This is a genomic window from Pseudomonas sp. MWU15-20650 (assembly GCF_023242475.1).
In the GTDB taxonomy this organism is placed as follows: domain Bacteria; phylum Pseudomonadota; class Gammaproteobacteria; order Pseudomonadales; family Pseudomonadaceae; genus Aquipseudomonas.
Genome location: NZ_JALJFG010000006.1, coordinates 75,794 through 101,792, shown reverse-complemented (window position 1 = coordinate 101,792; position 25,999 = coordinate 75,794). Strand labels below are relative to the sequence as shown.

The window sequence follows — 25,999 nt, the reverse complement described above, 5'->3', positions numbered from 1 at the left end:
CCAGACACCCGGCGCCTGTGCAATATCAACGACGCTCAACGGCCAGGCGATTGATCTCGGCCTGTTCCACCACCGGCTGCGGCGCACCTTGGCTCGCGGCCTGCAACATCGCACGGCCGACGGTCTCGGTGCTCACCACCCAACCCGGTTTTACCCGCCGCACAAACGAGAGCACAGGCCCGAGCACGCTATAGAACGATTGGTACAACGGCGTCTTCGAACGCACGCCATGCAACGGCTGGATGATCCCCGGCCGAAACACATACACCGCCTTGAACGGCAGGCGCAGCAAGGCATTTTCGGTCTTGCCCTTGACCCGCGCCCACATCGACTTGCCCCCCTCGGAGCTGTCAGTACCCGCGCCGGACACATAGATAAATGTCATGTGCGGGTTGAGTCGCGCCAAGGTGCTGGCAGCCACCAGGGTCAGGTCATAAGTGAGGTGGGTATAGCGGGCTTCGTCCATGCCCGCCGACGACACGCCGAGGCAGAAGAAACACGCATCGAAGCCTTGCAACAGGTTTTCCAGCGGTTGGAAATCCAGCATGTCGCTGTGCAACACCTGATGCAGCTTGCCGTGCTCTTGGGTCAAGGGCGTACGGCCAACGGCGACGACTTCCTGCACGTCAGGGGCAAGCAGGCACTCGCGCAGCACGCCCTGGCCGACCATGCCGGTAGCGCCGAATAATAGAACTCTCATAAGGGACCTCAGCGGCAAGCCGCAAGCTTCATGCTCAAGTTGAACGCAGTGCGAGACTCACACCTTAGCAGCTTGCAGCTTAACGCTTGCGCCTTGCGACTGCCCGTCTCAGAACGCGCTGCGAAAGATCTCTTCAATCTGACGCTGATCGGCCCGCCGTGGGTTGGTCAGCCCACACGCATCCTTCAGCGCATTGGTGGCCAGCAGCGGGATGTCCTGCAGCTTGGCGCCCAGTTCGCGCAGGCCGGCTGGAATCTCCACGTCCTGGGACAAGCGTCGGATCGCCGCGATGGCCGCCTGGGCGCCCTCTTCCGCCGTGATGCCCTTGATGTCTGCGCCGAGCGCACGCGCAACGTCGCTCAAGCGATGGGCACTGACGCTGGCATTGAAGCTTTGCACATGGGGCAGCAGCACCGCGTTGCACACGCCGTGGGGCAAGTCATACAGGCCGCCCAGTTGGTGAGCCATGGCATGCACGAAACCCAAGGACGCGTTGTTGAATGCCATGCCGGCAAGGAACTGGGCGTAAGCCATGTTTTCCCGCGCAACCTTGTCGCTGCCGTCGCGCACGGCCAGGCGCAGGTTGGCACTGATCAGTTCGATGGCCTTGATCGCGCAGGCGTCGGTGATCGGCGTGGCAGCGGTGGACACGTAGGCTTCGATGGCGTGGGTCAGGGCGTCCATGCCGGTCGCGGCGGTGAGGCCCTTGGGCATGCCGATCATCAGCGCCGGGTCGTTGACGGACAGCAACGGCGTGACGTTACGATCGACGATGGCCATTTTCACGTGGCGGGTCTCGTCCGTGATGATGCAGAAACGGGTCATCTCGCTGGCGGTGCCGGCAGTGGTGTTGATGGCCACCAGCGGCAGTTGCGGCTTGCTCGATTGGTCGACGCCTTCGTAGTCACCGATATGCCCGCCGTTGGTCGCGCACAGGGCGATCCCCTTGGCGCAGTCATGGGGCGAGCCGCCGCCCAGGGACACCACGAAATCGCAGGCGCTTCGCTGCAACAACACCAGGCCGTTCTCGACATTTTCCACATTGGGGTTGGGCTTGGCGCCGTCGTAGATCACCGAGTCGATGTCCTGCATCGCCAGCTTCTCGGCGATCATGCCGGCAACGCCCGCCTTGGCCAGGCCGGCATCCGTGACGATCAGGGCCTTGCGAAAACCGTAGTTGCGGATGGCGACCATCGCTTCGTCGAGGCAATCACTGCCCATGATGTTGACGGCGGGAATGAAGAAGGTGCTGCTCATGGCGAATCCTCAGAGGCGTTATGCCGACAGAATCCACCCACAGCGCCGGGTGCATCTTGATCAAGATCAACCCCTGCTCGTGATAAAGTCCCGCTCCAGACGATTTCGAGTAGACCCGCCGCAATGAAGGATTTCCAGGATATTGACGCCCACCTTGAAGACTGGAGCGCACTGCGCAGTGCCATCGATTTCAGTGGGATTCTGATCGGCAACGGCGCCAGCCGGGCGATTTGGGAAGACTTTGCCTACGACTCGCTGTTCGAAAACGCCCGTACCGTCGAAGAAAAACCCCTGAGCCAATCCGAACTCAGCGTGTTTGACGCCCTGCAAACCCGCAGTTTCGAGCAAGCCCTTGGCGCGCTGAAAACCACCAGCCGGGTCAACAAAGCCCTGGCGGTCAGCTCGGCGGCACCGCGCAATCGCTACTATGCGATCAAGGAAGCGCTGATCAATACGATCCACGCCGTGCATATCCCGTGGCGACTGGTGCAGCCATCGACGCTGGCGACGATCAACCGTGAGCTGGCGAACTACGCCAGCGTATTCACCAGCAACTACGACTTGCTCAACTACTGGGCGATCCTGCATACGCCCGGTATCGAAGACCTGTTCCGCAGCGCCGATGCCAGCTTCGACCTGCGCGATACCCGCACTGACGCCACGCGCATTTTGTACCTGCATGGTGGCCTGCACCTGGTGCGCAACCTCGATGGCACGGCGCGCAAACTGCCGTCCACCGACAGCACCTTGCTCAGCAGTTTTGCGATCAACAACACGATCAAGACCCTGGATGATGTGCCGCTGTTTGTCAGCGAGGGCAAGGTGGAGGAGAAGCTCAAGACCATCCGCAGTTCGGATTACCTGTCGTTCTGTTATGAGCAGTTGCTCACCCATGAGGGCGCACTGTGCATCTTCGGCCATGACCTTGGCCCGCAGGATAAACACCTGGTGGATGCGATTCGCCAGGCCAGACTCACCACCCTGGCGATCTCGGTTTCGGGGCGCAGCGATGGGTTTATTCGCCAGCAGAAGCAGCGGTATTCGGCGTTATTTGAGGGCTGCGGTGCAGAGCTGAAATTCTTTACGGCGCGGACACATCCGCTGGGCAACCCCGCCTTGTCGGTACCGGTAGAGCACTGATCAACGGTGGGAGGGGCAAGGCCCCCTCTCACATTGACTGCATTCAAGCATCCATCGCGGTCATTCTTCCGAACTGTGCACCACCACCAACAACTGCGCCTGCACCGCCCCAACCGAGCGAAGCCGGTGGGGTTTCTGCGCGTTGAAATGCAGCGCGTCCCCGCGTTCCAGAATTACCCGTTCGTTCATGAAATCCACTTCTACCTGGCCTTCATGCACAAACAGAAACTCCTCCCCAAGATGCTCCTTGAAGGTCTTGTCGGTGAACTCCGCCGGCGGATAGATGATGAAAGGCAACAGGCTGCGCTCACTGACCTGGTGCGCCAACACCGCGTAACCCGGCGAAGTGTCAGGCCGCTCGTGGCTGCGTACCAGGCTGTAGCTGTCGAGGCTGACGCTGTCTTCGCTGAACAGTTCTTCGACTTTTACGTTCAACGCTTTGGCGAGTTTCAGCGCAGCAGCGATAGAGGGCGTATTGAGCCCGCGCTCGACTTTCGACAGATAACTCTTGGTCATCCCCGACTTTTCAGCCAGGGTTTCCAGGGTCACGCCAAGTTTTTTTCTCAATAATTTCAAACGGATAGACATGCGCTGCGGTTAATCCATGCAGAAAACGATGAGCCATGCTTGCCAATGACACCTTGTGTCATATAGCATCTTTAGTGTCATTTGCTCCACCCGACGACCTTGCGAGCTGCGGGTGACCAGCAAATCCGACGTCCATTGAACCACCCAAGGGACACCGATATGGCCAAGACATTAGCACTCCCAAAAGACCAACTGGTCAAGCAAGCCTTGACCCAGATGCAAAACAGCCTGGCGGATAATACGTGGACTGACCGGCAAAAGCTGGCGCTGACCTGCCGTATCCTGTTCGAACACGGCCACGACTCCGGCCTGGCCGGCCAGATCACTGCGCGTGGGCCGACACCTGGCACCTATTACACCCAGCAACTGGGCCTGGGCTTCGACGAGATTACCGCCAGCAACCTGCTGCTGGTCAACGAGGACCTTGAAGTCCTGGAAGGCCACGGCATCCCCAACCCCGCCAACCGTTTTCACACCTGGGTGTACCGCGGGCGGCCGGATGTAAACTGCATCATTCATACCCACCCAACGCACATTGCGGCCTTGTCGATGTTGGAAGTGCCGCTGCAGGTGTCGCACATGGACCTCTGCCCGCTGTACGAGGACTGCGCCTTCCTGGAAGCCTGGCCGGGCGTGCCGGTGGGTAATGAAGAAGGCGAAATCATCACCACGGCATTGGGCGACAAGCGCGCGATCCTGCTGTCGCACCACGGCCAGTTGTCGACCGGGGCCAGTATCGAGGAAGCCTGCGTCATCGCGCAGTTGATCGAACGTGCCGCCAAGTTGCAGTTGCTGGCGATGTCTGCAGGCACGATCAAGCCAATCCTGCCGGAGCTGGGGCGCGAGGCCCATGACTGGATCTCCAGGCCCAAGCGCCACGGCGCCGCGTTCAACTACTACGCCCGGAAGAACCTGCGCCAACACGCCGATTGCCTGAACTGAGTGCCCCCTTTTTCGACCGGAGACTTCCCATGTCCACCCCCACTATTCACGGCATCATCGGCTACACCATCACCCCGTTCAGCGCCGACGGCCAGCGCCTTGACCTCGACGCCCTCGGACGTTCCATCGACCGCTTGATCGACAGCGGCGTACACGCCATTGCGCCGTTGGGCAGCACCGGCGAAGGCGCCTATCTGAGTGATGCGGAGTGGGACGAAGTCAGTGCCTACAGCCTTGAGAAAGTCGCCAAGCGCGTGCCGACCATTGTCAGCGTGTCCGACTTGACCACCGCCAAAGCCGTACGCCGTGCCCGCTACGCCGAAGCCCATGGCGCCGACGTGGTGATGGTGTTGCCTGCTTCGTACTGGAAACTCAGCGAAGCGGAAATCCTCGCCCACTATGCCGCGATCGGCGACAACGTCGGCGTGCCGATCATGCTCTACAACAACCCGGCCACCAGTGGCACGGACATGTCGGTGGACTTGATTCTGCGCATCCTCAAACAGGTCGAGAACGTGACCATGGTCAAGGAGAGCACCGGGGATATTCAGCGCATGCACCAGCTCAAGCTTCAGAGCGACGTGCCGTTCTACAACGGTTGCAACCCACTGGCCCTGGAGGCCTTCGCGGCGGGTGCCAAAGGCTGGTGCACGGCGGCGCCGAACTTGATCGCGCCGCTCAACCTGGATTTGTACGAAGCGGTGCTCGCCAATGACCTGAACCAGGCGCGGGAGCTGTTCTACCGACAGTTGCCATTGCTGCAATTCATCCTCAAGGGCGGCTTGCCGGCGACGATCAAGGCCGGGTTGCGCTTGAGCGGGTTGGAAGTGGGTGATCCGCGGTTGCCCGTGTTCCCGTTGAACGAAGCAGGGATCGAGCAGTTGAAGACATTGCTGCGATAGCACTGAAATCGAAGAATGTGGGAGGCCCCCTCCCACATTGGCTGCGTTCACGCTTAAACAGAGACAAATAACAATAATTCTCGATATCATTCACGACTTTTCCAAGTCGTGTTTTATCAAGAAGGATATCCATGTCTCGTCCCAAGCCCGACCCGTTGTCGGCCGATGCCTGTCGCGGGTTTTATGCAGATATTCTGTATTTCCTGCGTAAACGCACGGACAACGCCAGCGACGCGGCGGACATGACCCAGGATGTCTTTACCCAATGGCTGGGCTACCGCGACCGGGCCAAGGTCGAGCAGCCACGGGCGTTTCTGTTCCAGATGGCACGCAACCTGTTGCGCGATCACTGGCGCAAACAGAAGGTACGGCAGACCGTCCCCCCTGATCACGCCGAAAGGGAGGCCGAACCGCTCACCGATGAGCAAAACGACCCCATGGCCGCCGCGCTTCACCTGCAACGCCTGGAGCAGTTGAAAGAAGTCCTCGCGGAACTCTCGCCCCGCCGGCGAGAAGCCCTTATGCTGCACCGTTTCGAAGGCCTGAGCCAGGCGCAGATCGCCGAGCGCATGGGGGTTTCCATCAGCATGGTGGAAAAGCACATCGCCGTTGCCCTGCTGCACTGCAAGCAGCGACTTCAACACGCACAAGGCAAGGAGCAGCCGCAATGAACCGCCTGAGCAGTCACCACAGCGATGACATCGAGATGAGCGACTCCATCGATGCCCAGGCCGCCAGCTGGTTCGCACGCAACCACAACGACACCGACCGTGCCGACCGCAAAGCCTTTGCTGCCTGGCAAGCAACGCCGGCCCATGCGCGCGCCTATGCCGAATTCGAACAGCTGTGGGCGGACCTGGCCCAGTTGCAGCAACTGAACAAACCCGTGGTGCTGCCTACGCGCAGACGCACACTCTGGCGCCCCGCGCTGGCCGTGGCCGCCGCACTGCTGTGCGCCGTGCTGGCGACGCCTCTGGGCGCGCCCCGCGAGCTGTATCACACCCACGTAGCCGCCCACGCCAAGGGCATGCGTACCCTGAGCCTGCCCGATGGCAGCACCTTATATGTGAACGCCAACACCCGTATTCGCGTGGACTTCAACGCCCATCAACGCATTCTCCACCTGGACAAGGGCCAGTTGTATATCGAAGTGGCCGCCGACAAAGAGCGGCCACTGTATGTACAAGCCGGCGAGGCAAACGTGCGGGTGGTGGGCACCGGTTTTGATGTGCGCCGTAGCCAGCAACAGTTGGTGGTCAGCGTTGCCCATGGCCAAGTGGCGTTCGAGCCCGATGGGAAAAGCCCTGTCACCCTGCTCGGCGCCCAGCAACAAGCCACTTACCACTACCCCAAGGGCCCATTGCAACAGCAGACCCTCAGCGCTGGGGAAGTGGCCGATTGGCGCAGCGGGCACTTGTCGTTTCGTAATCGCGAGCTGGCCAGCCTGATCGACGAGTTGAGTTTGTATCGCCCCCAGGCACCTTTGCAGGTCAGCAAAGCGGTGGCGCAACTCAAGGTCTCGGGCAATCTTGACGTGAATGACCCCGACGCCCTGCTCAATGCCCTGCCCGCCCTGCTGCCGGTGAAAACCGTGGCCTCGGCCGATGGCATTGTGAGAATCGAAGCGAAAAAATAACCTGCAAAAATCACACATGAGAATATTTTGCATTTGCACATGTGGATTTTTTTGCCTGCCCCGTCTTCCTCCTGTCTGCGTTTGATACGCACACCTTTTTGGCTATTTAGCCGCACCGGGGGATTTCATGTTTCGCGCGCCTTGCCACGCTTCGCACCTGTTTCTTCGTCCGACCTTCCTTGCCACGTGCCTGGCCTTCAGCCTCAGCGCCCAGGCCGAGTCGTTCAAGCTGCAACTGCCCGCCCAGTCACTGGCGACATCCCTGAGCCAGGTGGCGCAACAGGCAAAGATCCAGCTGCTGTTCGATGAAACGCTGCTCAAGAACGTGCAGGCGCCGCCACTCAACGGTGATTACACCCCGCAAGTGGCGATTCGTAGCCTGCTGAAGAACGGCGAGTTCACCCTGCTCAAGGTCGGTACCACCTACGTGGTGCGCCCCGATGAAGGCAAGACCACCCGCAGCGGCACGATCCAGCTGGATACGTCGAGCGTGATCGGCACCGGTAACGACGTCGACGCCAGTACCGTCAACCGCTCCACCCTGACCCAGGCCGATATCGACCGCTATCAGTCCAATAACATCCCGAGCCTGTTGCAAACCTTGCCGGGTGTCAGCCAGGGCGGCTCGCTGAAGCCCGGTGGCCAGACCATCAACATCCGTGGTTTCGGCGATGCCGAAGACGTGCCGTTGACCGTCGATGGCGCCACCAAGAGCGGCTTTGAGCGCTACCAGCAAGGCACCGTGTTTATCGAGCCCGAGCTGATCAAGAGCATCGAGGTCGAGAAAGGCCCCAACTCGCCGTTCACCGGCAACGGCGGTTTCGGCGGCACGGTCAACATGACTACCAAGGATGCCCCGGACCTGCTCAAGGACGGCCGTAACAGCGGCGCGATGCTCAAATATGGCTACTCCAGCAATGACCATGAACAGGTCTACAGTAGCGCAGTATATGGCCGCACCGACGATGGTCGTTTCGACGCGCTGGCCTACCTGACCCAGCGCGATGGCGGCGACATGAAGTTGGCGGCCAAGCTGCCCGACGAGAATAACCAGTACCCGATCAACCCCCAGCGCCTGCCCAACACGGCCCAGGATGTGGACGGCAAGCTGTTCAAGGTCAATGCGCACTTTACCGATGAGCACAGCGTCGGCCTGTCCTACTCACGCTCCCACAGCAACCGCTGGACGCCGTTTTCCGCCGCGAGCTACCCGACGCCGCCCACCCAGTTCAACATCGACCGCTACGGCTACGAAGGCGCATTGACGCGTTTCCTGGCTCACCGCGACACCGTCGACACCACCTGGTCGGGCAAGTATGAATACCAGCCCCTGGACAACCCGTGGGTGGACTTGACCGTCAAATACTCCCAGTCCAACACCGACCAGACCGACGAACGTGACGCCACGGCGTTTTTCCAGTTGGCCACGGGCGGACGCAAGATGGACACCTCCTACACCGACAAAAATCTCGACATCCGTAACGTCAGCCGCTTCGATACCGGGCCCTTGCAACACGCGCTGACCGTCGGCGGGCAGTTGCGCAAGCACATCCGTGAAACCCAAATGTGGATGCCCGGCACCACCTACAACACGCCGCGCTACAACTATGGACACTTCCAGCCGGGCTTCATGCCCCACGGCAAGGTCGACACCAACAGCTTCTTTATCCAGGATGCCGTGACGCTGGGCGACGTGACTATCACCCCGTCGCTGCGCTACGACTATGTGCGCAACCGCGGCGAAGGCAACGATGCGCCGTACTACAACAACCCGGATCCCGCCGTTGGCCATGACTACAGCGACCGTACCTACACCGGTTGGTCGCCTCGCCTGGCGCTGTTCTGGACGGTAACGCCAAACGTCGGCCTCTTCGCCAACTGGAGCCAGACCTGGCGTGCACCGGTGATCGACGAACAATACGAAGTGCAGGGCCTGGGCAGCCGTACCGCCACCAGCGTGAACCTGGACCCGGAGCGCATCACCTCGATTACCGTGGGCAACATCACCCGTTTCGACAACCTGATCGCCCAGGACGACAACCTGCAACTGCGTACCACCCTGTTCCACAACAAAGTCGACGACGAAATCTTCAAGGCCACCGGCGTGGGCTGCCAGAACCAGGCTATCCAGGGTGGTAGCCTCTCCAGCGCCTGCCCGCCCGGGGCGATGTCCAACTACCGCAATATCGGCAGCCTGACCATCAAGGGCTTGGAATTCGAATCGATCTATAACTCCACCTACCTGTTCGGCTCGGCGTCGTTCGCCTATGCCAAGGGCCAACACCAAGGCGCCTACACCAACCCCTGGGGGCCGGATGTGCCGGCGCGCGATATCCCGCCGACCAAATGGGTGCTGGTGTTGGGCACCAACATCCCGGCCTGGGATGCCCAAGTGGGCTGGATGGGGCAGTTCATCGGCGCCACCGACCGCCTGCCCAGCGACAAATACTCCGGCGGCCCGGGCTCCGGTGTCGGCGACCTGTTCTACGACCAGTACGGCAACAAGCGCTACAACACCCAGGGGCTGTTCGCCAAATGGACACCGCAACAGGCTTACCTCAAAGGCACCGAGGTGAACTTCACCGTGGACAACCTGTTCAACAACAACTTCCGCCCGGCCTTGAGCGGCGACCGTGCCTATACCAAAGGGCGCGATGCGAAGATCAGCGTGACGCGGTTCTTCTGAAACTGTACGGATAAATCCGCACCCAGCTGTAGACCCGTAAACGGCGGGACGTGTGGCTAGATGGGCTTCCCTTGAAGCCCTCTTGATCCCGGTCCCACCTCATGAGCTCGCGCGAAAATACCGGCATGGCCCTTGGTCTGCTGGGCGTCATTATCTTCAGCCTGACCCTGCCCTTCACCCGCATTGTCGTGCAGGAAATCCACCCCTTGCTCAACGGCCTGGGCCGCGCTTTATTCGCAGCACTCCCGGCGGCAGCGCTGTTGCTATGGCGCCGCGAACGCTGGCCCACCTGGCGCCAGGTGCGCGGGTTGTGCCTGGTGATCGCCGGGGTGATCCTCGGCTTCCCGGTGCTGTCGGCCTGGGCGATGCAAACCTTGCCGGCGTCCCACGGCGCACTGGTCAACGGCCTGCAACCGCTGTGCGTAGCCCTGTATGCGGCGTGGTTGTCCCATGAGCGGCCGTCAAAAGCCTTCTGGGCCTGTGCGGCGTTGGGCAGTGCATTGGTATTGAGCTATGCGTTGATTACCGGGGCCGGCAGCATTCAGGCGGGTGATCTATTGATGCTCGGCGCGATTGCCGTGGGCGGCCTGGGTTATGCCGAAGGCGGCCGCTTGGCCAAGGAGATGGGCGGCTGGCAGGTGATCTGCTGGGCGCTGGTGCTGTCGACACCGGTGTTGATCGGCCCGGTGGGGTACCTGGCGGCCCAGCATCAAGGGCCCATTTCCATGGGCACCTGGTGGGCGTTCGGCTATGTGTCGCTGTTCTCGCAGTTCCTGGGGTTCTTCGCCTGGTACGCCGGGCTGGCCATGGGTGGCATTGCCCGGGTCAGCCAGATTCAGTTGTTGCAGATCTTCTTCACCATCGCGTTCTCGGCGCTGTTTTTTGGTGAGCATATCGAGCCGATTACCTGGCTGTTTGCCTGTGGGGTGATCGTGACGGTGATGCTGGGGCGCAAGACAGCGGTGCAGCCTGCTCCCGTGGCCAAATCCGCTGCTACACGTGCGACTTAGGCAAGATAGCCATCCGCGCGCAACAGGGTTTCCAGGCAGTGCTCGGTGATGTGGTAGAACGCCTTCAATGCCTGGATTTTCTCCAGCAGTTGCGCGTTGTCCAAAGGCTCGGTGCGCTTGACCGCCAGGATCATCTTGTTCTTGTTGGTGTGTTCCAAGGAGATGAACTCGAACACTTTGGTCTCATAGCCACAGGCTTCAAGGAACAACGCACGCAAGCTGTCGGTGACCATCTCCGCCTGCTGGCCCAGGTGCAGGCCGTATTGCAGCATCGGCTTCAACAGCACCGGGCTCTGGATTTGCAGGCGAATCTGTTTGTGGCAGCACGGTGAGCACATGATGATCGACGCACCGGAGCGAATGCCGGTATGGATCGCGTAATCGGTGGCAACGTCGCAGGCATGCAGGGCGATCATCACGTCCAGCTCGCTGGGTGCCACGCTGCGCACATCACCGCACTTGAACACCAGCCCCGGGTGTTCCAGTCGGGCGGCAGCAGCGTTGCACAGGGTGACCATGTCTTCGCGCAGTTCAACGCCGGTCACTTCGCCCTCGGCCTTGAGGGTATTGCGCAGGTAGTCGTGGATGGCAAAGGTCAGGTAGCCCTTGCCGGAGCCGAAGTCGGCGACACGCACCGGCTGGTCCAACTTCAACGGCGACGAGATCAGCGCATGGCTGAACACTTCGATGAACTTGTTGATCTGTTTCCACTTGCGCGACATCGACGGGATCAGCGCCTGTCTGGCATCGGTGACACCCAGGTCGGCGAGAAACGGTCGGCTCAGGTCAAGGAAGCGATTTTTCTCGCGGTTGTGCTCGGCCGACGGCGCCTCACGCAGTTGCTGCGGCTTGCTTTTGAACAGCGAGCTTTTGTTCTTCTTGCTGTATTCCAGCTGGGCCTCGTCGGTCAACGCCAGCAAGTGCGCGTTCTTGAACGACGCCGGCAACAACTCGGCAATCGCCGCCACGCCTTCGGCCACGGGGAGGTTCTTGGTGATGTCACGGGTCTTGTAACGGTAGACGAAGGACAGGCACGCCTGCCCCTTAACCTCTACCTGCTTGATGATCAGCCGTTGCAGTTCGGCTTCCTCACCCACGTATTTGGCCAGCACCAATTTGATGAAGGCGTTCTGCGCGAGGCTTGCGCCCAGCAGTTCGATGAACTGGGCATGGTGATCCGGCGCAGGGCTGGCAGGTTGAGCGGTGACGGACATGAACAAAAACGCCTCGGGCTGGGAATGCCGGGCATTTTAGGGGGGATGACCTGCCAGGGCACGGAGTTATTTGACCAATGGTCACCGCTGATCAAAATGTGGGAGGGGGCGTGCTCCCGATTGCAGTGGGTCAGCTATAGATAAGCTGACTGATACACCGCCATCGGGAGCAAGCCCCCTCCCACATTTAGCACTGTGTTGACTGGGTTACTCGAGTACGACTAGGCGATTGGGCAACTCATTACGCGTCTGCGTCAACGGCACATGCACCTTGAGCAACTCACCACAGGCTTCAACGCAGGCGATAAACCCGGCCAACGTCTGCCCCTGCTTCACCTGCTGGGTAAACGCCTGGACGATAGCATCCCAACGGCTGTCATCCAGGCGCTTGGAGATCCCGTCGTCCACCAGGATCTCCACATAACGCTCCGCCTCGCTGACAAAAATCAGCACCCCGGTACTGCCCAGCGTGTGATGCAGGTTCTGCTCCAGGAACTGCCGGCGTGCCAGGTTCGACGCGCGCCAATGGCGCACCGAACGGGGGATCAAGCGCGTGGTGACCTTAGGCAAGCGAAACACCAGGCACAACACGATAAACGTCGCCCATTGCGCCAGCAGCAAGGTGTACATGGTCAGGTAGCCCGACAAGTAATGCACCACGCCCGGCACCACCAACGCGATCAGGCTGGCCCACAGCAAGGGGATGTAGGCGTAGTCGTCAGCCCGCGCCGCGAGTACGGTCACCAACTCCGCGTCGGTCGTTTTTTCGACGCGGGCGATGGCTTCGGCCACTTGGCGCTGCTCGTGTTCAGTCAGTAATGCCATGGTTGTAGATGCTCTTTTCTCGTTATTGTCATTACCAGCCACCCGACGCCCCACCACCACCGAAGCCACCGCCGCCGCCCCTGAAGCCGCCGCCACCGCCTCCCCCACCGCCGCCACGGCCGCTGCTGCTGAGAATGGCCAGCAGGATCGCGCCAACGGGCAGGCCCAAGCGATTACACAGCCACAACACGCCGATCAGCAGGATAAACAGGCCAATGGAAAACCCTGGATTATCCTTGGCGAAGTTCGCATCCGCCACATGGGCCGGCACCGCCAGCGGCTCACCGCCGACGACCTGGATCATCGCCGCCACACCGTCGCTGATGCCCTGGCTGAAGTTACCCGCCTTGAACTTGGGCGCAATCACCTGGTTGATGATCACCCAGGATTGCGCATCCGTCAGCACACCTTCCAGGCCATAGCCGACTTCGATACGCAATTTGTGCTCATCACGGGCGACGATCAACAGCGCGCCGTTGTCCTTGCCCTTCTGGCCGATGCCCCACTGGCGACCCAATTGATAACCGTAGTCCTCAATGGGCACGCCTTGCAGGTCGGGTACGGTGACGACCACGATCTGGTCACCCGAGGTTTGCTCCAGCGCCTGCAACTGCTGGGTGATCTGCGCGCGCACCGCCGGGTCGATCATCTGGGCACTGTCCACCACCCGCCCGCTCAACGCCGGGAAGGTGAGCGCCGCCTGGGCCACGCCGACGCATGCCAACAGCCACAGCGCCAGGCCTATCCGTAATAAACGCATCGACACCTCAATGCTGCATTACTTGAACTTCACTTGCGGCGCTTTATCGGCGTCGGCACTGGTGGCTTCAAACGTAGCGCGGATCGGCAAGTCGCTGTACATCACGCTGTGCCACAGGCGGCCCGGAAAAGTACGAATCTCGGTGTTATACGCCTGTACCGCCTGGATAAAGTCACGACGGGACACCGCGATACGGTTCTCGGTGCCTTCAAGCTGGGATTGCAGCGCCAGGAAGTTCTGGTTGGCCTTCAGGTCCGGGTAGCGCTCGGACACCACCATCAAGCGGCTGAGTGCGCCGCTCAAGCCGTCCTGGGCTTGCTGGAACTGCTTGAGTTTCTCGGGGTTGTCGAGGGTGCTGGCATCCACCTGGATCGACGTGGCCTTGGCCCGCGCCTCAATCACCGCGGTGAGGGTGTCTTGCTCATGGGTGGCGTAGCCCTTGACCACTTCCACCAGGTTAGGGATCAGGTCGGCACGGCGTTGGTATTGGTTCTGCACCTGGCCCCAGGCCGCCTTGGCCTGTTCATCCAGGGTCGGAATGTTGTTGATGCCGCAACCGCTCAGCACTGTGCTGATCAGTAGCAAAGCCGCGGCCTTGAAGCCCCAGCGGTAGTGTTGTGCTGCTTGCATGGTGTTTCTCCTGCCCAAACTTGATGGAATGTGACGACTAACCCTATAAACCGCGCGCTTGGGGCATAATCCGCCACCACTGGATTGCATCGAGCCAATCAGCTAAAAAGATGCGCGTGCTTACTGATAGTTCATAAACAACGCAGAAGTGTGCGGTATTTCTACGAATAACACTCGAACAACAACATACGTTCCCCACATTTTGGCAGAACAGCGCATTTTCGCTGTGCAATGAGCCGAAAAAGGATATTCATGAAAAAGCTGTGTTTGCTCGGCCTTGTTGCCACTCTGGCCAGTCACCCCGTATGGGCAGAAACAAAGCCTGCTGCGCTTAAAGACAAGGACGCCTTTGTCAGCGACCTGCTCAAGCAGATGACCCTCGATGAAAAGATCGGCCAACTGCGCCTGATCAGCATCGGCCCGGAAATGCCCCGCGAGCTGATCCGCAAGGAAATCGCCGCCGGCCGCATCGGTGGCACGTTCAACTCCATCACCCGCCCGGAAAACCGTCCGATGCAGGACGCGGCCATGCGCAGCCGGTTGAAGATCCCGATGTTCTTCGCCTATGACGTGATCCACGGGCACCGTACGATCTTCCCGATCAGCCTGGCCCTGGCCTCCAGCTGGGACATGGACGCCATCGGCCGCTCCGGGCGCATCGCCGCCCAGGAGGCCGCCGCCGACAGCCTCGACATCACCTTTGCACCAATGGTCGACATCTCCCGCGACCCGCGCTGGGGCCGGACTTCCGAAGGTTTTGGCGAGGACACCTACCTGGTGTCGCGCATTGCCGAAGTGATGGTCAAGGCGTTCCAGGGCACCAGCCCCGCCAACGCCGACAGCCTCATGGCCAGCGTCAAGCACTTCGCCCTGTACGGCGCGGTGGAAGGCGGTCGCGACTACAACGTGGTCGACATGAGCCCGGTCAAGATGTACCAGGACTACCTGCCGCCCTACCACGCGGCAATCAAGGCCGGTTCCGGTGGCGTGATGGTGGCGCTCAACTCGATCAACGGCGTGCCCGCCACGGCCAACACCTGGCTGATGAATGACCTGCTGCGCAAAGACTGGGGCTTCAAGGGCCTGGCCGTCAGCGACCACGGTGCGATCTTCGAATTGATCAAGCACGGCGTGGCCAGGGACGGGCGCGAAGCCGCCAAGCTGGCGATCAAGGCCGGCATCGACATGAGCATGAACGACTCGCTGTATGGCAAGGAGTTGCCTGGGCTGCTCAAGTCCGGCGAGATCGAGCAGAGCGACATCGATAACGCCGTGCGCGAAGTACTCGGCGCCAAGTACGACATGGGCCTGTTCAAGGACCCGTACCTGCGCATCGGCAAGGCTGAGGATGACCCGGCCGACACCTATGCCGATAGCCGCCTGCACCGCAGTGACGCCCGCGACATCGCACGCCGCAGCCTGGTGCTGCTGAAAAACCAGAACGACACCCTGCCGCTGAAAAAATCCGCGACCATCGCCCTCGTCGGCCCCTTGGCCAAGGCGCCGATCGACATGATGGGCAGCTGGGCAGCCGCCGGCAGGCCGGCACAATCAGTCACCCTGCTCGACGGCATGAACGCCGTGATCGGCGAAAAAGGCAAAGTGATCTACGCCCGTGGCGCCAACATCACCCACGACAAGGCCGTCGTCGACTACCTCAACTTCCTCAACTTCGATGCGCCGGAAGTGGTGGATGACACCCGCTCGCCGCAAGTGTTGATCGACGAAGCAGTGAAAGCCGCCAAGGACGCCGATGTCGTCGTGGCTGCCGTGGGCGAGTCCCGTGGCATGTCGCACGAATCGTCGAGCCGCACCGACCTGAATATCCCGCAAAGCCAGCGCGACCTGATCAAGGCCCTCAAGGCCACCGGCAAGCCGCTGGTACTGGTGCTGATGAACGGCCGCCCACTGTCGATTGTGGATGAGAACAAAGACGCCGACGCCATCCTGGAAACCTGGTTCGCCGGCACCGAAGGCGGCAACGCCATCGCCGACGTGCTGTTCGGTGACTACAACCCGTCGGGCAAGCTGCCGATCACCTTCCCGCGTTCGGTGGGGCAGATTCCGACTTACTACAACCACCTGACCATCGGCCGGCCGTTCACGCCTGGCAAGCCGGGCAACTACACCTCGCAATACTTCGATGACGTCACCGGGCCTCTGTTCCCGTTTGGCTATGGCCTGAGCTACACCACGTTCCGCCTGTCGGACATGGCGCTGTCGTCCACCACCCTGAACAAGACCGGCAAGCTCGACGCCAGTGTCACGGTCAAGAACACCGGCAAGGTCGACGGCGAAACCGTGGTGCAGTTGTATATCCAGGACGTGGCCGGCTCGATGATCCGCCCGATCAAGGAGCTGAAGAACTTCCAGAAGGTCATGCTCAAGGCGGGTGAAGAGCGCACGCTGCACTTCACCATCACCGAGCAAGACCTGAAGTTCTACAACACCCAGCTCAAGTTCGCGGCAGAACCGGGCCAGTTCAATGTGCAGATCGGGCTGGACTCCCAGGATGTGCAGCAGCAAAGCTTTGAACTGCTCTAAACCTCAAATGCAGTAAAAAATGTGGGAGGGGGCTTGCCCCTCCCACATTTGCCCTCATTGTTCCGGCTAGCCGCGTCGATCGAGCAGGTTCACCACCAACCGGTCAACCCACCCCCACACCCGCTGCTTCACCCGCCGCCACAACGGCCGCGCCTTCCATGCCTCCAGGCTCACCGCCTGGCTCTGGGCAAAGTCGCGCTCAAAACTACCCGCCACGGCCAACGTCAGTTCCGGGTCCAACGCTTCCAGGTTGGCTTCCAGGTTGAAGCGCAGATTCCAGTGATCGAAATTGCACGAGCCGATGCTGACCCAGTCATCCACCAGCACCATTTTCAGGTGCAGAAAGCACGGTTGGTATTCAAAAATCTGCACACCCGAGCGCAGCAGGCGGGGGTAATAACGATGCCCGGCGTAACGCACTGATGGGTGATCGGTGCGTGGGCCCGTCAGCAATAACCGCACATCCACGCCGCGCCCAGCCGCACGGCGCAAGGCACGGCGCACGCCCCAGGTCGGCAGGAAATACGGCGTAGCCAGCCAGATGCGCGTCTTGCTGCTGTTCAGTGCGCGAATCAGTGATTGCAGTATGTCGCGGTGCTGACGAGCGTCGGCATAGGCGACACGGCCAAGCCCCGGGCCCGTGGCAGGTACCTTGGGCAAACGGGGCAGGCCGAAATGGGTAGCGAGCTTCCACGCCCGGCGTGCAACGTTGGCGTGCCATTGCCGATCGAACAAGGCTTGCCAATCCAGCACCAACGGCCCGCTGATGTGCACCATCACTTCATGCCATTGGGCCGTGTCTTGCCCCGGCGTCCAGAACTCGTCGGTGACGCCCGTGCCGCCCACCACGGCAATGCGCTGGTCAATCAGCAGCAGTTTGCGGTGGTCGCGGTACAGGTTGCGCATCCAGCGTCGCCAGTTCAGGCGGTTGTAGAAACGCAGCTCCACGCCAGCGTCGGTCAGGCGCTGACGCAGCCCGAGGGTAAACGCCAGGCTGCCGTAATCATCGAACAAGCAACGCACCTGCACCCCACGTTCGGCGGCCAGGACCAGCGCCTGCACCATGGCGTCGGCACACGCCCCGGCTTCGACCAGGTACAGCTCCAGATCCACCTGGCGCTCGGCTCGGGCAATGCCCACCAGCATCTGCGGGAAAAAACTCGGCCCGTCGATGAGTAACTCGAAGCGGTTGGCACTGCGCCACGGGAACACCGCGCCGCTCATGTCAGCGCGCCGTGAAGATCAGTACCGCACCCACCGGCACCGACAAACTGATCGACGTAAGCCCAGCCGCCTTGCGCAGGGCCGCCACACCGGGCATCAGGTCGAAATCCTCGGCATGCAATACCACCGGCTCCAGGGTCACCACCTGGAAACGCCGATCATCCAGGCGGGTAGCCAGCAGTTCGGCACTGTAGGTCTGGGTCTTGCCGTGCAGCGTGACGCTCAGTGGCAGGCGCAGCTCCAGTTGCGCACCCGAGGCCAGGTCATTGATCGGTTGCAAGTTGATCTGCGCGCTGATCAGCGCCTCGGGAAAGGTCTTGATCTCGAACAGTTCATTGCGCATGCGCTCGTCGCGCAGCGGAACACCGCTGTTGATCGACTCCATCTCCACTTCCAGCTGTGCTGCGCCCTGGTTGTCGACTTTACCGTGCAGCACGAGGAAGCGGTGCACCTCGGCAATCTCGGTGTTCTTGGTGGTGACGAACGACAGGCGTGAAGATTCGTTATCCAGGTACCAGTCGGCGTGGGCAGGCACAGCCGTACAGGTCAGCAGAGCGAAGACCAGAGGTTTGACATTGAACATAAAGACTCATGGGGCAAAAAACCTGAATGAACCTTAAGCGCAATCTCACGAACGGCGCAAATCAATGTGGGAGGGGTCCTGCGGCGATTGTCTAAGCCAATGCCCGCTGAACTTCGCAGATCGTTTCTTCCAGGCTGGCCATATGCAGGTTCAACACCCGCTCCACCGGCGCCTGATGCATCGGCCAATGCAGCGCCACGCTCCCCACCAAACGGCCATTGGCCCGTACCGGCAACGCCACCGCGCGAATCAGGAACGGCAGGCGTACCGGGTATTCCCAATAACCTTCAGTGCGCTGGCCGTAGCCTTGGTGCTGGGTTTGCGCGCAGGCATGGTATTGCTCATCCGCCGCCACCTGATCACGGCCCGCCAAGCGTTGCACTTCATCAGAAGGCAATTGCGTCAGGCATGCCTTGCCCATCGCCGAGTGGAACAGGCTGGCGTGCTGGCCGACGATCTGGCAATTGTTGGGGTACAGCTTGCGCAACACGCTGGGAATCGCGCTTTCCATGACTTCCAGGCGCTCGCCATCAAAACAGGATAAATCCACGACCAGCCCAGTGCGCTCGCTGAGCTCCAGCAGCCAGGGCGCCGCGCTTTCCACCACCTGGCGCTTGAACCGTTGCTGGCTGTCACCGAACAAGCGCTGGGCACGCAGGCGATAACGGCGATCGCTCAGCCCGCGATAGACCCAACCCTGCTCCTGCAAGGTCAACAACATGCGCGACACCGTGGCCTTGGGCAGGCGTGTGAGGTAATGCAACTCTTCCAACCCCAGGGCTTGGTGCTCGCCCAACAGTTCGACGATTGCCAGCGCGCGCTCAACCGAGCGCACGGTGCCTGTCTCGACGTTGCTGCCCATATTCGATCTCCTTGTTGCGGTGGATGATCTTTTTTCACAGCAAGATACAGGCCCGTCGTCGGTCAACCGGTCGAACCCAGGCACGCCGGCGGGCAGCGTCGCACCCATTGCGTCAGCTGTTCATGGGCATACGCCAGTTGCAGCACCGCACGGTCGGCCTGTGCCGGGCCGATAATCTGCAGGCCCGTGGGCAAGCCCTGTGAGTTGAAACCCACCGGAATGCTCATGCTCGGCAGCCCCGCAAGCGTCGGACCGATCACCACTTCCATCCAACGGTGATACGTGTCCATGTCGCGCCCGGCCACGGTACGCGGCCACGCTTGTTGTGCATCAAAAGGGAACACTTGGGCAGTGGGCAGCAGCAGGAAATCGTAACGTTCGAACAGCTTGGCCAACGCGCGGTACCACTGGCTGCGGTCGACCGACGCCTGATACACCTGCTGGGCACTCAAGCCCAGGCCACCCTCCACTTCCCATTGCGCTTCGGGCTTGAGCAGCGCGCGCTTTTGCGGGTTGGCATAGGCCGCACCGAGGTTGCCGTGCACCAGCCAATGGCGGTGCACCAACCAGCAGCGCCACAGGCGCGCCATGGAAAAGTCCGGCTGGCAAGGTTCAACGTCACAGCCCAGCGTGACGAAATCATCGAGAGCCGATTCGCACAGGTTCATCACGCCGTGTTCCATCGGCAGATAGCCGTTGTAGTCCCCCAGCCACCCCAGGCGCGCACCGCGGAAATCACGTGGCAAAGGCTCGCCGAAGACCGTCGGATCATCCCGGGATGACAGCGGCACCCGTGGGTCGTAACCGGCCTGGATGCGCAGCAATTGCGCCACATCCGCCACGCTGCGGCCCATCGGGCCTTCCGTGCCCAGCTGCTGCACGAACACTTCCGGCATCGGCCCATGGGGCACGCGCCCTTGGGACGGGCGCAGGCCGAACACGTTGTTGAACGCCGCCGGGTTACGCAACGAGCCCATCATGTCACTGCCATCGGCCACCGGCAGCATGCGCAGCGCCAGGGCCACCGCCGCGCCACCGCTGCTGCCGCCCGCGGCCAGGCGCGGGTCATAGGCATTGCCGGTGGTACCGAACACGGTGTTGTAGGTCTGCGAGCCCAAGCCGAACTCCGGCACGTTGGTCTTGCCGATGATGATCGCGCCACTGGCCCGCACCCGCGCCACGCTGATGGCGTCTTCGGTGGGCACCTGTTCGGCAAACAACGGCGAGCCCAAGGTTGTGCGCAGGCCCTGGGTGGCGGCCAGGTCCTTGATCGCCTGAGGCATGCCGTGCATCCAGCCACGGGATTTGCCCTGGTCCAGTTCGCGATCACAGGCGCGCGCTTCGGCCAGCACCTCATCGGCCTCCCGCAGCGAGACCAGCGCATTCACGCCCGGGTTAAAACGCTGGATCTGCGCCAGGTAATCACGCATCACGTCTTCACACGACACCTGCCGTGCGTGGATCGCCCGCGACAGTTCAGTGGCATCCCAATCAACACAACTCAAGGCTTCACCTCATTCGAAAACGGCAGCGGTTTCTTCGCCCGTGGGGCCTCATGCATGCAGTAAGTGCCCATCAACGTCAGCACGCAAGCGAACAGCACGTAAAACGACGGCGCCACTGGTGTGCCCAACACTCGGGTCAGCCAGGTCACGATCAAGGGCGCAAAGCCACCGAACACCATCACCGCCACGTTATAGGCCACCGACACGCCGGTGGAGCGCACCTCGATGGGGAACTGCTCGGCCAGCGCCGTCGGTGCCGGGCCGAAAAAGCCGCCGATGGCGGTGCACAGCATCACTTGCATCACCAGCAAACGCTCGATGGAAGGCGCAGCCGCCACCCACCCATACAACGGGTAAACCATCACGAAGAACGCCAGGGTGAACGCCATCAATACCGGCCGCCGCCCCAACCGATCCGAGAGCATGCCGGACAACGGGATCACCACGGTCATCAGCGCTACCGCGAACATCTGCACCATCAGCACCTGATCCAGCGGCAAGCCGAGGCTTTTGTGGGCGAAGGTCGGCATATTCACCAGCACCACGTAGAACGACACCGTTGCGCCGCAGGCCAGGCCCATGGACACCAGGATGCTGCGCCGATGGTCACGCAACACGGCCATCAGGCTGGGCGCCGGGCCAGTCGCTTGTTTGCGCGCGGCGATGAATTCTTCCGGGTCTTCCATGTGCCGGCGAATCCACAACCCGACCGGGCCGATCAGCAAGCCCAGCACAAACGGCAAGCGCCACCCCCACAGGTCGAGGGTCTCGGGCGAAAAGCAGTGCGTGACCAACGCGACCATCGACGCGCCACCAAACACCGCCAGACACTGCCCGACCAATTGCCAAGAGCCATACAAGCCCTTGCGATGAGCCGGCGCGCTTTCGACCAGGAACGCCGTGGCACTGGCGTATTCACCTCCGGTGGCAAAGCCCTGGAGCATGCGCGCCACGACGATCAGCAACGGTGCGCCCATGCCGATGGCGGCGTAGTTGGGCGCGAAGGCGATCAATGCGATGGACACCGTCATCAGCCGGATAATCAACTGCATCGCGGCCTTGCGGCCTTTGCGGTCGGAATAGATACCCAACAGGATGCCACCCACCGGGCGCATGAAAAAGCCCACGCCAAACGTGGCCAAGGCCATCAGCAGCGACGCGTATTCATCTTCCGACGGAAAGAACTGCCGAGCGATGATGCTGGCCAGAAAGCCGTAGACGATAAAGTCATACCATTCCAACGCGTTACCGATCACCGCCGCCACCACTTGGCGGGTGCGGGAAACGCCGGGGTTTGAAATCTGCATGAGGAACACTCCATTCAACCGTTAAGGGAAAGGGTCCAGCGGCAGAAAAAGGCGGTCGTCAGGCAGGCTTGAGCCAGCTCTGCGCCAGCGCGCCCCAATAGGCGGCGCCGGTCAGCAGGATGTCATCGTTGAAGTCATAGGCGGGGTTGTGCACCATCGGCCGCGACACGCCGTTGCCGATGAACAGATAGCTGCCAGGGCAGCGTTGCAGCATCCAGGCAAAGTCTTCGCTGCCCATCAACATGCGGGTGTTGCCGTCCACCGCATCGGCGCCGAGCAAGGCCACGCCGACCTGGCGGGCGAACTCGGTTTCTTCGGCGTGGTTGACCAACACCGGGTAGGCCGGGCGGTGTTCGACCTGCACCGTGCAGCCGAAGCTGGCGGCCTGGGCCTGGATGATCGCGTTGACCCGTTCCAGCATCTGTTCGCGCACCTGGGGGTTGAGTGCGCGCAGGCTCAAACGCAGCAACGCGTGTTGAGGAATCACGTTCGCCGCCTGGCCTGCTTGCAAGGCGCCGACCGTGACCACGGCGGCTTCCTGGGTGTCGATGTTGCGCGCCACCACCGTCTGCAACGCCATGACCAGGCTCGCCGCGGCCACCAGCGGGTCCACGGTCAAGTGCGGCATGGAGCCGTGCCCACCGACGCCTTCGAGGGTGACGGTGAGCAAATCCTGAGACGCCATCATCGGCCCGACGCGCAAGCCCAGATGCCCCGCCGGCAAGCCCGGCATGTTGTGCATGCCAAACAAGCCGTCACACGGGAAACGCTCCAGCAAACCGTCAGCCAGCATCGCCTCGGCGCCGCCCTGCCCCTCTTCGGCAGGTTGGAAAATCAGGTTCAGGGTGCCGTCGAACTGCCGCGTCGCCGCCAGGTAGCGCGCAGCGCCGAGGAGCATGGCGGTGTGGCCATCATGCCCGCAGGCGTGCATGCAGCCGGCGTGCTGGCTGGTGTAGGCCGCGCCGGTGTTTTCGAGAATGGGCAAGGCGTCCATGTCGGCGCGAATGCCCAAGGTGCGTGGGCTGCTGCCGTTGCGCAGTACACCGACCACACCGGTTTTGCCGATGCCAGTGTGCACCTCGTAGCCCCACTGCTTCAAAGCCTGTGCAACCAGCGCGCTTGTGCGGTTTTCCTCAAAGCCGAGTTCCGGGTGGGCGTGAATGTCGTGACGCACGGCGCGCAAGTCACTGTCGACGTCGCTGAGCCAATCCAGAATAGGCTGGTGTGGGCGCATGGTGATTCTCCTCGCAGGCGGGTGTTCCCGTTCTTGTTGGCGACACATCGACAGCTAAGCGCGATGTGGGCGCGAGGACAATCAAAGGTGGTTCCACTGGGTGGAACCTCAGGGCACCAGACGGCAACCCTGGCGCTCGCCCATCCACCGTGCCGTACGCGTACGCCCCAACCCACTGGCCGTGACTTCACTGCTTTGCGGCTTGTCGATAAACGCGCTGGTCGGCACGTACTGCTTCACATACCCACGGCAATATCCCGCCGGATTGTTCTCCACATACCGGCACGAGCAGTACTCCTTGGCCGTGTACGCCGCGATGATGTCGGGGAAAGCTTGCAGGTTGACGCGTTCGTGCCACACCCAGCCCAGCAGTGCGAAAAACAACACCAGTAAAACGCTGATGAACGGATGACGACGGATCATGAGCGCACCGCCGCCAGCACGCGTTTGAGCAGTTCGTTATGCCGGTAACTGCCATCACGATCATCGCCGTAACGCACGATCACCAGGTGTTCGTCGGGCAGCACAAACAGCGCCTGGCCCCAGTGGCCGAGGGCGGCGAAGGTGTCAGCGGGGGCGTCCGGCCAAGGTCGGCGGGCGCCCTCTACTTCGCGGTTGAGCCACCATTGGCCGCCGGCGACGGCTTCATCCTGGCCAGCCTTGTAGTTGTCGAACGGCTGGCGGTTGAAGGCGACCCACTCTTTAGGCAGTAACTGTTGCTCACGCCAGCGACCGTCCCGTGCCATCAGCAGACCGACGCGCGCCAAATCGCGCGCGGTGAGGTAGGCATACGACGAGGCGACAAAGGTTTCATCGGCATCGGTTTCCCACGTGGCGTTGTGAATGCCCAGCGGCTTGAACAACGCGTCCCAGGGATAACTCATGTACGCCTTGTGGCCGAGCATACCTTTGAGGGCGGCGGACAAAATATTGCTGTCACCACTGGAATAACGGAACACCTGGCCGGGTGCGTGGGTGGCCTCGGCGTCTGCGGCAAACGCTGCCATATCGCCGCGCCCACGGGTGTAGAGCATTGCCACCACCGAGGATTTCAGCGGGGCGAACTCATAGTCTTCCTGCCAGCCCAGGCCCGAGGCCCAGTGCAACAGGTCAGCCATGGTCACCTTGGGGTGCTGTTTCATCGGTGGGTAAAAGCGCGCGGCGGGGTCGGTGAGTTTGAAGCGGCCTTCACCGTAGGCCACGCCCAACACGGTGGCCATCAGGCTTTTACTCACCGACCAGGTCAGGTGCGGCGTGCTGGCCGTTGTGGGCGCAGCGTAGCGCTCATAGATAATGACACCATCGTGGATCACCAGCAGCGCGTCGGTGCGGATGCCGTTGCGGGTGGTGTCGTCTCGGGGTGGGAAAGCATAGGCGTCCAGCGCATCGACAGCGGAACCTGCGACTGGCGTGCCCATGACCCATTCTTTTTCGGGCCAGGTTTCAGCACGGGCGGTAACGGTGATAAACAACAGGACAACACACAACATGCCTCGGACCATGGACGCAAACTCAAGGGGGCGCATTGAAGCCCGCGAGCCTAGCTGAGGAAAGTGACGTTTTGGCGACACCTCCTGGACCATGGCGCTGCGTCAATTCGATGTTTTCTTGAATGCATACGCGTAAATATTGTCGCCCGTAGGTGAGGGCCCCCCTTGATTCCCCCATCGCTCTTCTCTGCCGCCTACGGATACCGAGGTATGCGCACCGTCTTTACCATTGGCGCCATGAAAAGCCCCTGGGCGACCATTGGCCAAATCCTCAGGCGCGACCATTTCAATCTGTTCAGCCAACCCTAGCCGCGCGAAAGCCAAAGGAAGGGCGTCGCGCCGGTTGCTTAACACGCCCAGGGCCTCCCCGTAACTCACGTGTCCGTTCTTCGCTTTTTGTTGTGTCTGTTGCTCTACCTTGGCCATGACTGCATAGATGAAATTTGCCGAGGTGAGGGTCTGTGGATCCGTGCCCTTGAACCTTGCCGAGGTCGACGCCATCTCAAGCTCATCCTGCGTCAGATAAATCGTTTGGTTATTGCGCAAAGTGACCTGAAAGCCACCCGCTATTTCCCTGACCTCTTTGAACACGTCAGTGGGTTGCTCGCCAAACTGTTCCATCGCCAGCTTGATTGCCGCGACACTCACGCAATTATCCCGGTCCCACTGGCTGAAACCGTCCCAAATACTCTCGGGCTTTTTCCCGGGGTCAAGGTTTTCAGGCTTGTACACAAACAGGTGCATGCCCGACGCCACAACCCTGTTGCTGACGGGCTCGCCGTAAGTCCGACTGTCTTGCCTGCGGATACCGCTATAACGCTTGGTAATTATTTCTACCGATGGCGGCTCAGAACTCGAACTTTTCTCATGATTGTCAATTTGCCACCAAGCGGGCCCGTTATTCGAAATCGAAAAATTCGACATCTGTCTTCACCTATCCAGAGCGCACGACCCCAAGTA

Annotated in this window: 24 protein-coding genes; 8 read left to right on the top strand and 16 right to left on the bottom strand. The window is 61.3% G+C overall.

Going from position 1 to position 25,999, the window contains the following annotated elements; all coding sequences use genetic code 11:
- Positions 1-25 precede the first annotated feature (25 nt).
- Together M5B43_RS08065 and yiaY are read right to left on the bottom strand one after the other, a co-directional pair.
- Positions 26-700 (bottom strand): NAD(P)H-binding protein, encoded by a 675-nt coding sequence (locus M5B43_RS08065; protein ID WP_248749594.1) that lies wholly within the window; start codon positions 698-700, stop codon positions 26-28.
- A gap of 108 nt (positions 701-808) precedes the next feature.
- Positions 809-1,957, bottom strand: a complete 1,149-nt coding sequence (gene yiaY, locus M5B43_RS08060) for an L-threonine dehydrogenase (protein WP_248749593.1) — start codon at positions 1,955-1,957, stop codon at positions 809-811.
- Positions 1,958-2,080: 123 nt separating this feature from the next.
- Here yiaY and M5B43_RS08055 point away from each other — a divergent pair, with 123 nt between their 5' ends.
- Positions 2,081-3,097 (top strand): DUF4917 family protein, encoded by a 1,017-nt coding sequence (locus M5B43_RS08055; protein WP_248749592.1) that lies wholly within the window; start codon positions 2,081-2,083, stop codon positions 3,095-3,097.
- A 60-nt stretch (positions 3,098-3,157) separates the two neighbouring features.
- On the opposite strand, the gene M5B43_RS08050 is transcribed toward M5B43_RS08055, so the two are convergent.
- Positions 3,158-3,685: an XRE family transcriptional regulator gene (locus tag M5B43_RS08050; RefSeq protein WP_248749591.1), complete on the bottom strand. Its 528-nt coding sequence runs from the start codon at positions 3,683-3,685 to the stop codon at positions 3,158-3,160.
- Between the two features lie 159 nt (positions 3,686-3,844).
- Here M5B43_RS08050 and M5B43_RS08045 point away from each other — a divergent pair, with 159 nt between their 5' ends.
- The 6 genes from M5B43_RS08045 (at position 3,845) to M5B43_RS08020 (ending at position 10,861) form a co-directional block, all read left to right on the top strand.
- Entirely contained in the window at positions 3,845-4,627 is a 783-nt protein-coding gene (locus M5B43_RS08045) for an aldolase (protein WP_248749590.1), read from the top strand.
- A 29-nt stretch (positions 4,628-4,656) separates the two neighbouring features.
- Complete coding sequence (locus M5B43_RS08040) at positions 4,657-5,529, top strand: dihydrodipicolinate synthase family protein (protein ID WP_248749589.1); 873 nt, start codon at positions 4,657-4,659, stop codon at positions 5,527-5,529.
- A gap of 131 nt (positions 5,530-5,660) precedes the next feature.
- Positions 5,661-6,200 carry a sigma-70 family RNA polymerase sigma factor gene (locus M5B43_RS08035; RefSeq protein WP_248749588.1) on the top strand — a complete coding sequence of 180 codons (540 nt, stop codon included), beginning with the start codon at positions 5,661-5,663 and terminating at the stop codon, positions 6,198-6,200.
- Positions 6,197-7,165 carry a FecR domain-containing protein gene (locus M5B43_RS08030; RefSeq protein WP_248749587.1) on the top strand — a complete coding sequence of 323 codons (969 nt, stop codon included), beginning with the start codon at positions 6,197-6,199 and terminating at the stop codon, positions 7,163-7,165. Before M5B43_RS08035 ends, M5B43_RS08030 begins: the two co-directional genes overlap by 4 nt.
- A gap of 127 nt (positions 7,166-7,292) precedes the next feature.
- Positions 7,293-9,851: a TonB-dependent receptor gene (locus tag M5B43_RS08025; protein ID WP_248749586.1), complete on the top strand. Its 2,559-nt coding sequence runs from the start codon at positions 7,293-7,295 to the stop codon at positions 9,849-9,851.
- 101 nt (positions 9,852-9,952) lie between these two features.
- Entirely contained in the window at positions 9,953-10,861 is a 909-nt protein-coding gene (locus tag M5B43_RS08020) for a DMT family transporter (RefSeq protein ID WP_248749585.1), read from the top strand.
- Here M5B43_RS08020 and M5B43_RS08015 read toward each other — a convergent pair.
- From M5B43_RS08015 to M5B43_RS07995, 4 genes are all read right to left on the bottom strand, one after another.
- Positions 10,858-12,075, bottom strand: a complete 1,218-nt coding sequence (locus tag M5B43_RS08015; protein WP_248749584.1) for an SAM-dependent methyltransferase — start codon at positions 12,073-12,075, stop codon at positions 10,858-10,860. The two genes, M5B43_RS08020 and M5B43_RS08015, sit on opposite strands and share 4 nt — an antisense overlap.
- 207 nt (positions 12,076-12,282) lie before the next feature.
- Positions 12,283-12,900, bottom strand: coding sequence for a TPM domain-containing protein (locus tag M5B43_RS08010; protein ID WP_248749583.1), 618 nt, complete (start codon positions 12,898-12,900; stop codon positions 12,283-12,285).
- 31 nt (positions 12,901-12,931) lie between these two features.
- Complete coding sequence (locus tag M5B43_RS27230; RefSeq protein ID WP_283099408.1) at positions 12,932-13,660, bottom strand: TPM domain-containing protein; 729 nt, start codon at positions 13,658-13,660, stop codon at positions 12,932-12,934.
- Positions 13,661-13,678: 18 nt separating this feature from the next.
- Complete coding sequence (locus tag M5B43_RS07995) at positions 13,679-14,290, bottom strand: LemA family protein (RefSeq protein ID WP_248749582.1); 612 nt, start codon at positions 14,288-14,290, stop codon at positions 13,679-13,681.
- A 252-nt stretch (positions 14,291-14,542) separates the two neighbouring features.
- Here M5B43_RS07995 and bglX point away from each other — a divergent pair, with 252 nt between their 5' ends.
- Positions 14,543-16,834 (top strand): beta-glucosidase BglX, encoded by a 2,292-nt coding sequence (bglX, locus tag M5B43_RS07990; protein ID WP_248749581.1) that lies wholly within the window; start codon positions 14,543-14,545, stop codon positions 16,832-16,834.
- Positions 16,835-16,900: 66 nt separating this feature from the next.
- Here bglX and M5B43_RS07985 read toward each other — a convergent pair whose 3' ends face one another.
- The 9 genes from M5B43_RS07985 to M5B43_RS07945 form a co-directional block, all read right to left on the bottom strand.
- Positions 16,901-18,058 carry a phosphatidylserine/phosphatidylglycerophosphate/cardiolipin synthase family protein gene (locus M5B43_RS07985; protein ID WP_248749580.1) on the bottom strand — a complete coding sequence of 386 codons (1,158 nt, stop codon included), beginning with the start codon at positions 18,056-18,058 and terminating at the stop codon, positions 16,901-16,903.
- Position 18,059: 1 nt separating this feature from the next.
- Positions 18,060-18,641 (bottom strand): YceI family protein, encoded by a 582-nt coding sequence (locus M5B43_RS07980; protein WP_248749579.1) that lies wholly within the window; start codon positions 18,639-18,641, stop codon positions 18,060-18,062.
- A gap of 91 nt (positions 18,642-18,732) precedes the next feature.
- The gene (locus M5B43_RS07975; RefSeq protein WP_248749578.1) at positions 18,733-19,503 is read right to left on the bottom strand and encodes a helix-turn-helix domain-containing protein; all 771 of its coding nucleotides are present in this window, start codon (positions 19,501-19,503) and stop codon (positions 18,733-18,735) included.
- 62 nt (positions 19,504-19,565) lie between these two features.
- A complete protein-coding gene (locus M5B43_RS07970) occupies positions 19,566-21,008 on the bottom strand; it encodes an amidase (protein WP_248749577.1) in 1,443 nt (480 codons plus the stop codon).
- Positions 21,005-22,315, bottom strand: a complete 1,311-nt coding sequence (locus M5B43_RS07965; protein WP_248749576.1) for a citrate-proton symporter — start codon at positions 22,313-22,315, stop codon at positions 21,005-21,007. Before M5B43_RS07965 ends, M5B43_RS07970 begins: the two co-directional genes overlap by 4 nt.
- A 58-nt stretch (positions 22,316-22,373) precedes the next feature.
- Positions 22,374-23,549 (bottom strand): M20 aminoacylase family protein, encoded by a 1,176-nt coding sequence (locus M5B43_RS07960; RefSeq protein ID WP_248749575.1) that lies wholly within the window; start codon positions 23,547-23,549, stop codon positions 22,374-22,376.
- Between the two features lie 108 nt (positions 23,550-23,657).
- Positions 23,658-23,972 (bottom strand): amidase, encoded by a 315-nt coding sequence (locus tag M5B43_RS07955; protein WP_248749574.1) that lies wholly within the window; start codon positions 23,970-23,972, stop codon positions 23,658-23,660.
- Complete coding sequence (locus M5B43_RS07950; protein WP_248749677.1) at positions 23,969-25,051, bottom strand: serine hydrolase; 1,083 nt, start codon at positions 25,049-25,051, stop codon at positions 23,969-23,971. Before M5B43_RS07950 ends, M5B43_RS07955 begins: the two co-directional genes overlap by 4 nt.
- Positions 25,052-25,141: 90 nt before the next feature.
- Positions 25,142-25,963 carry a hypothetical protein gene (locus M5B43_RS07945; protein WP_248749573.1) on the bottom strand — a complete coding sequence of 274 codons (822 nt, stop codon included), beginning with the start codon at positions 25,961-25,963 and terminating at the stop codon, positions 25,142-25,144.
- Between the last annotated feature and the right edge of the window lie 36 nt (positions 25,964-25,999).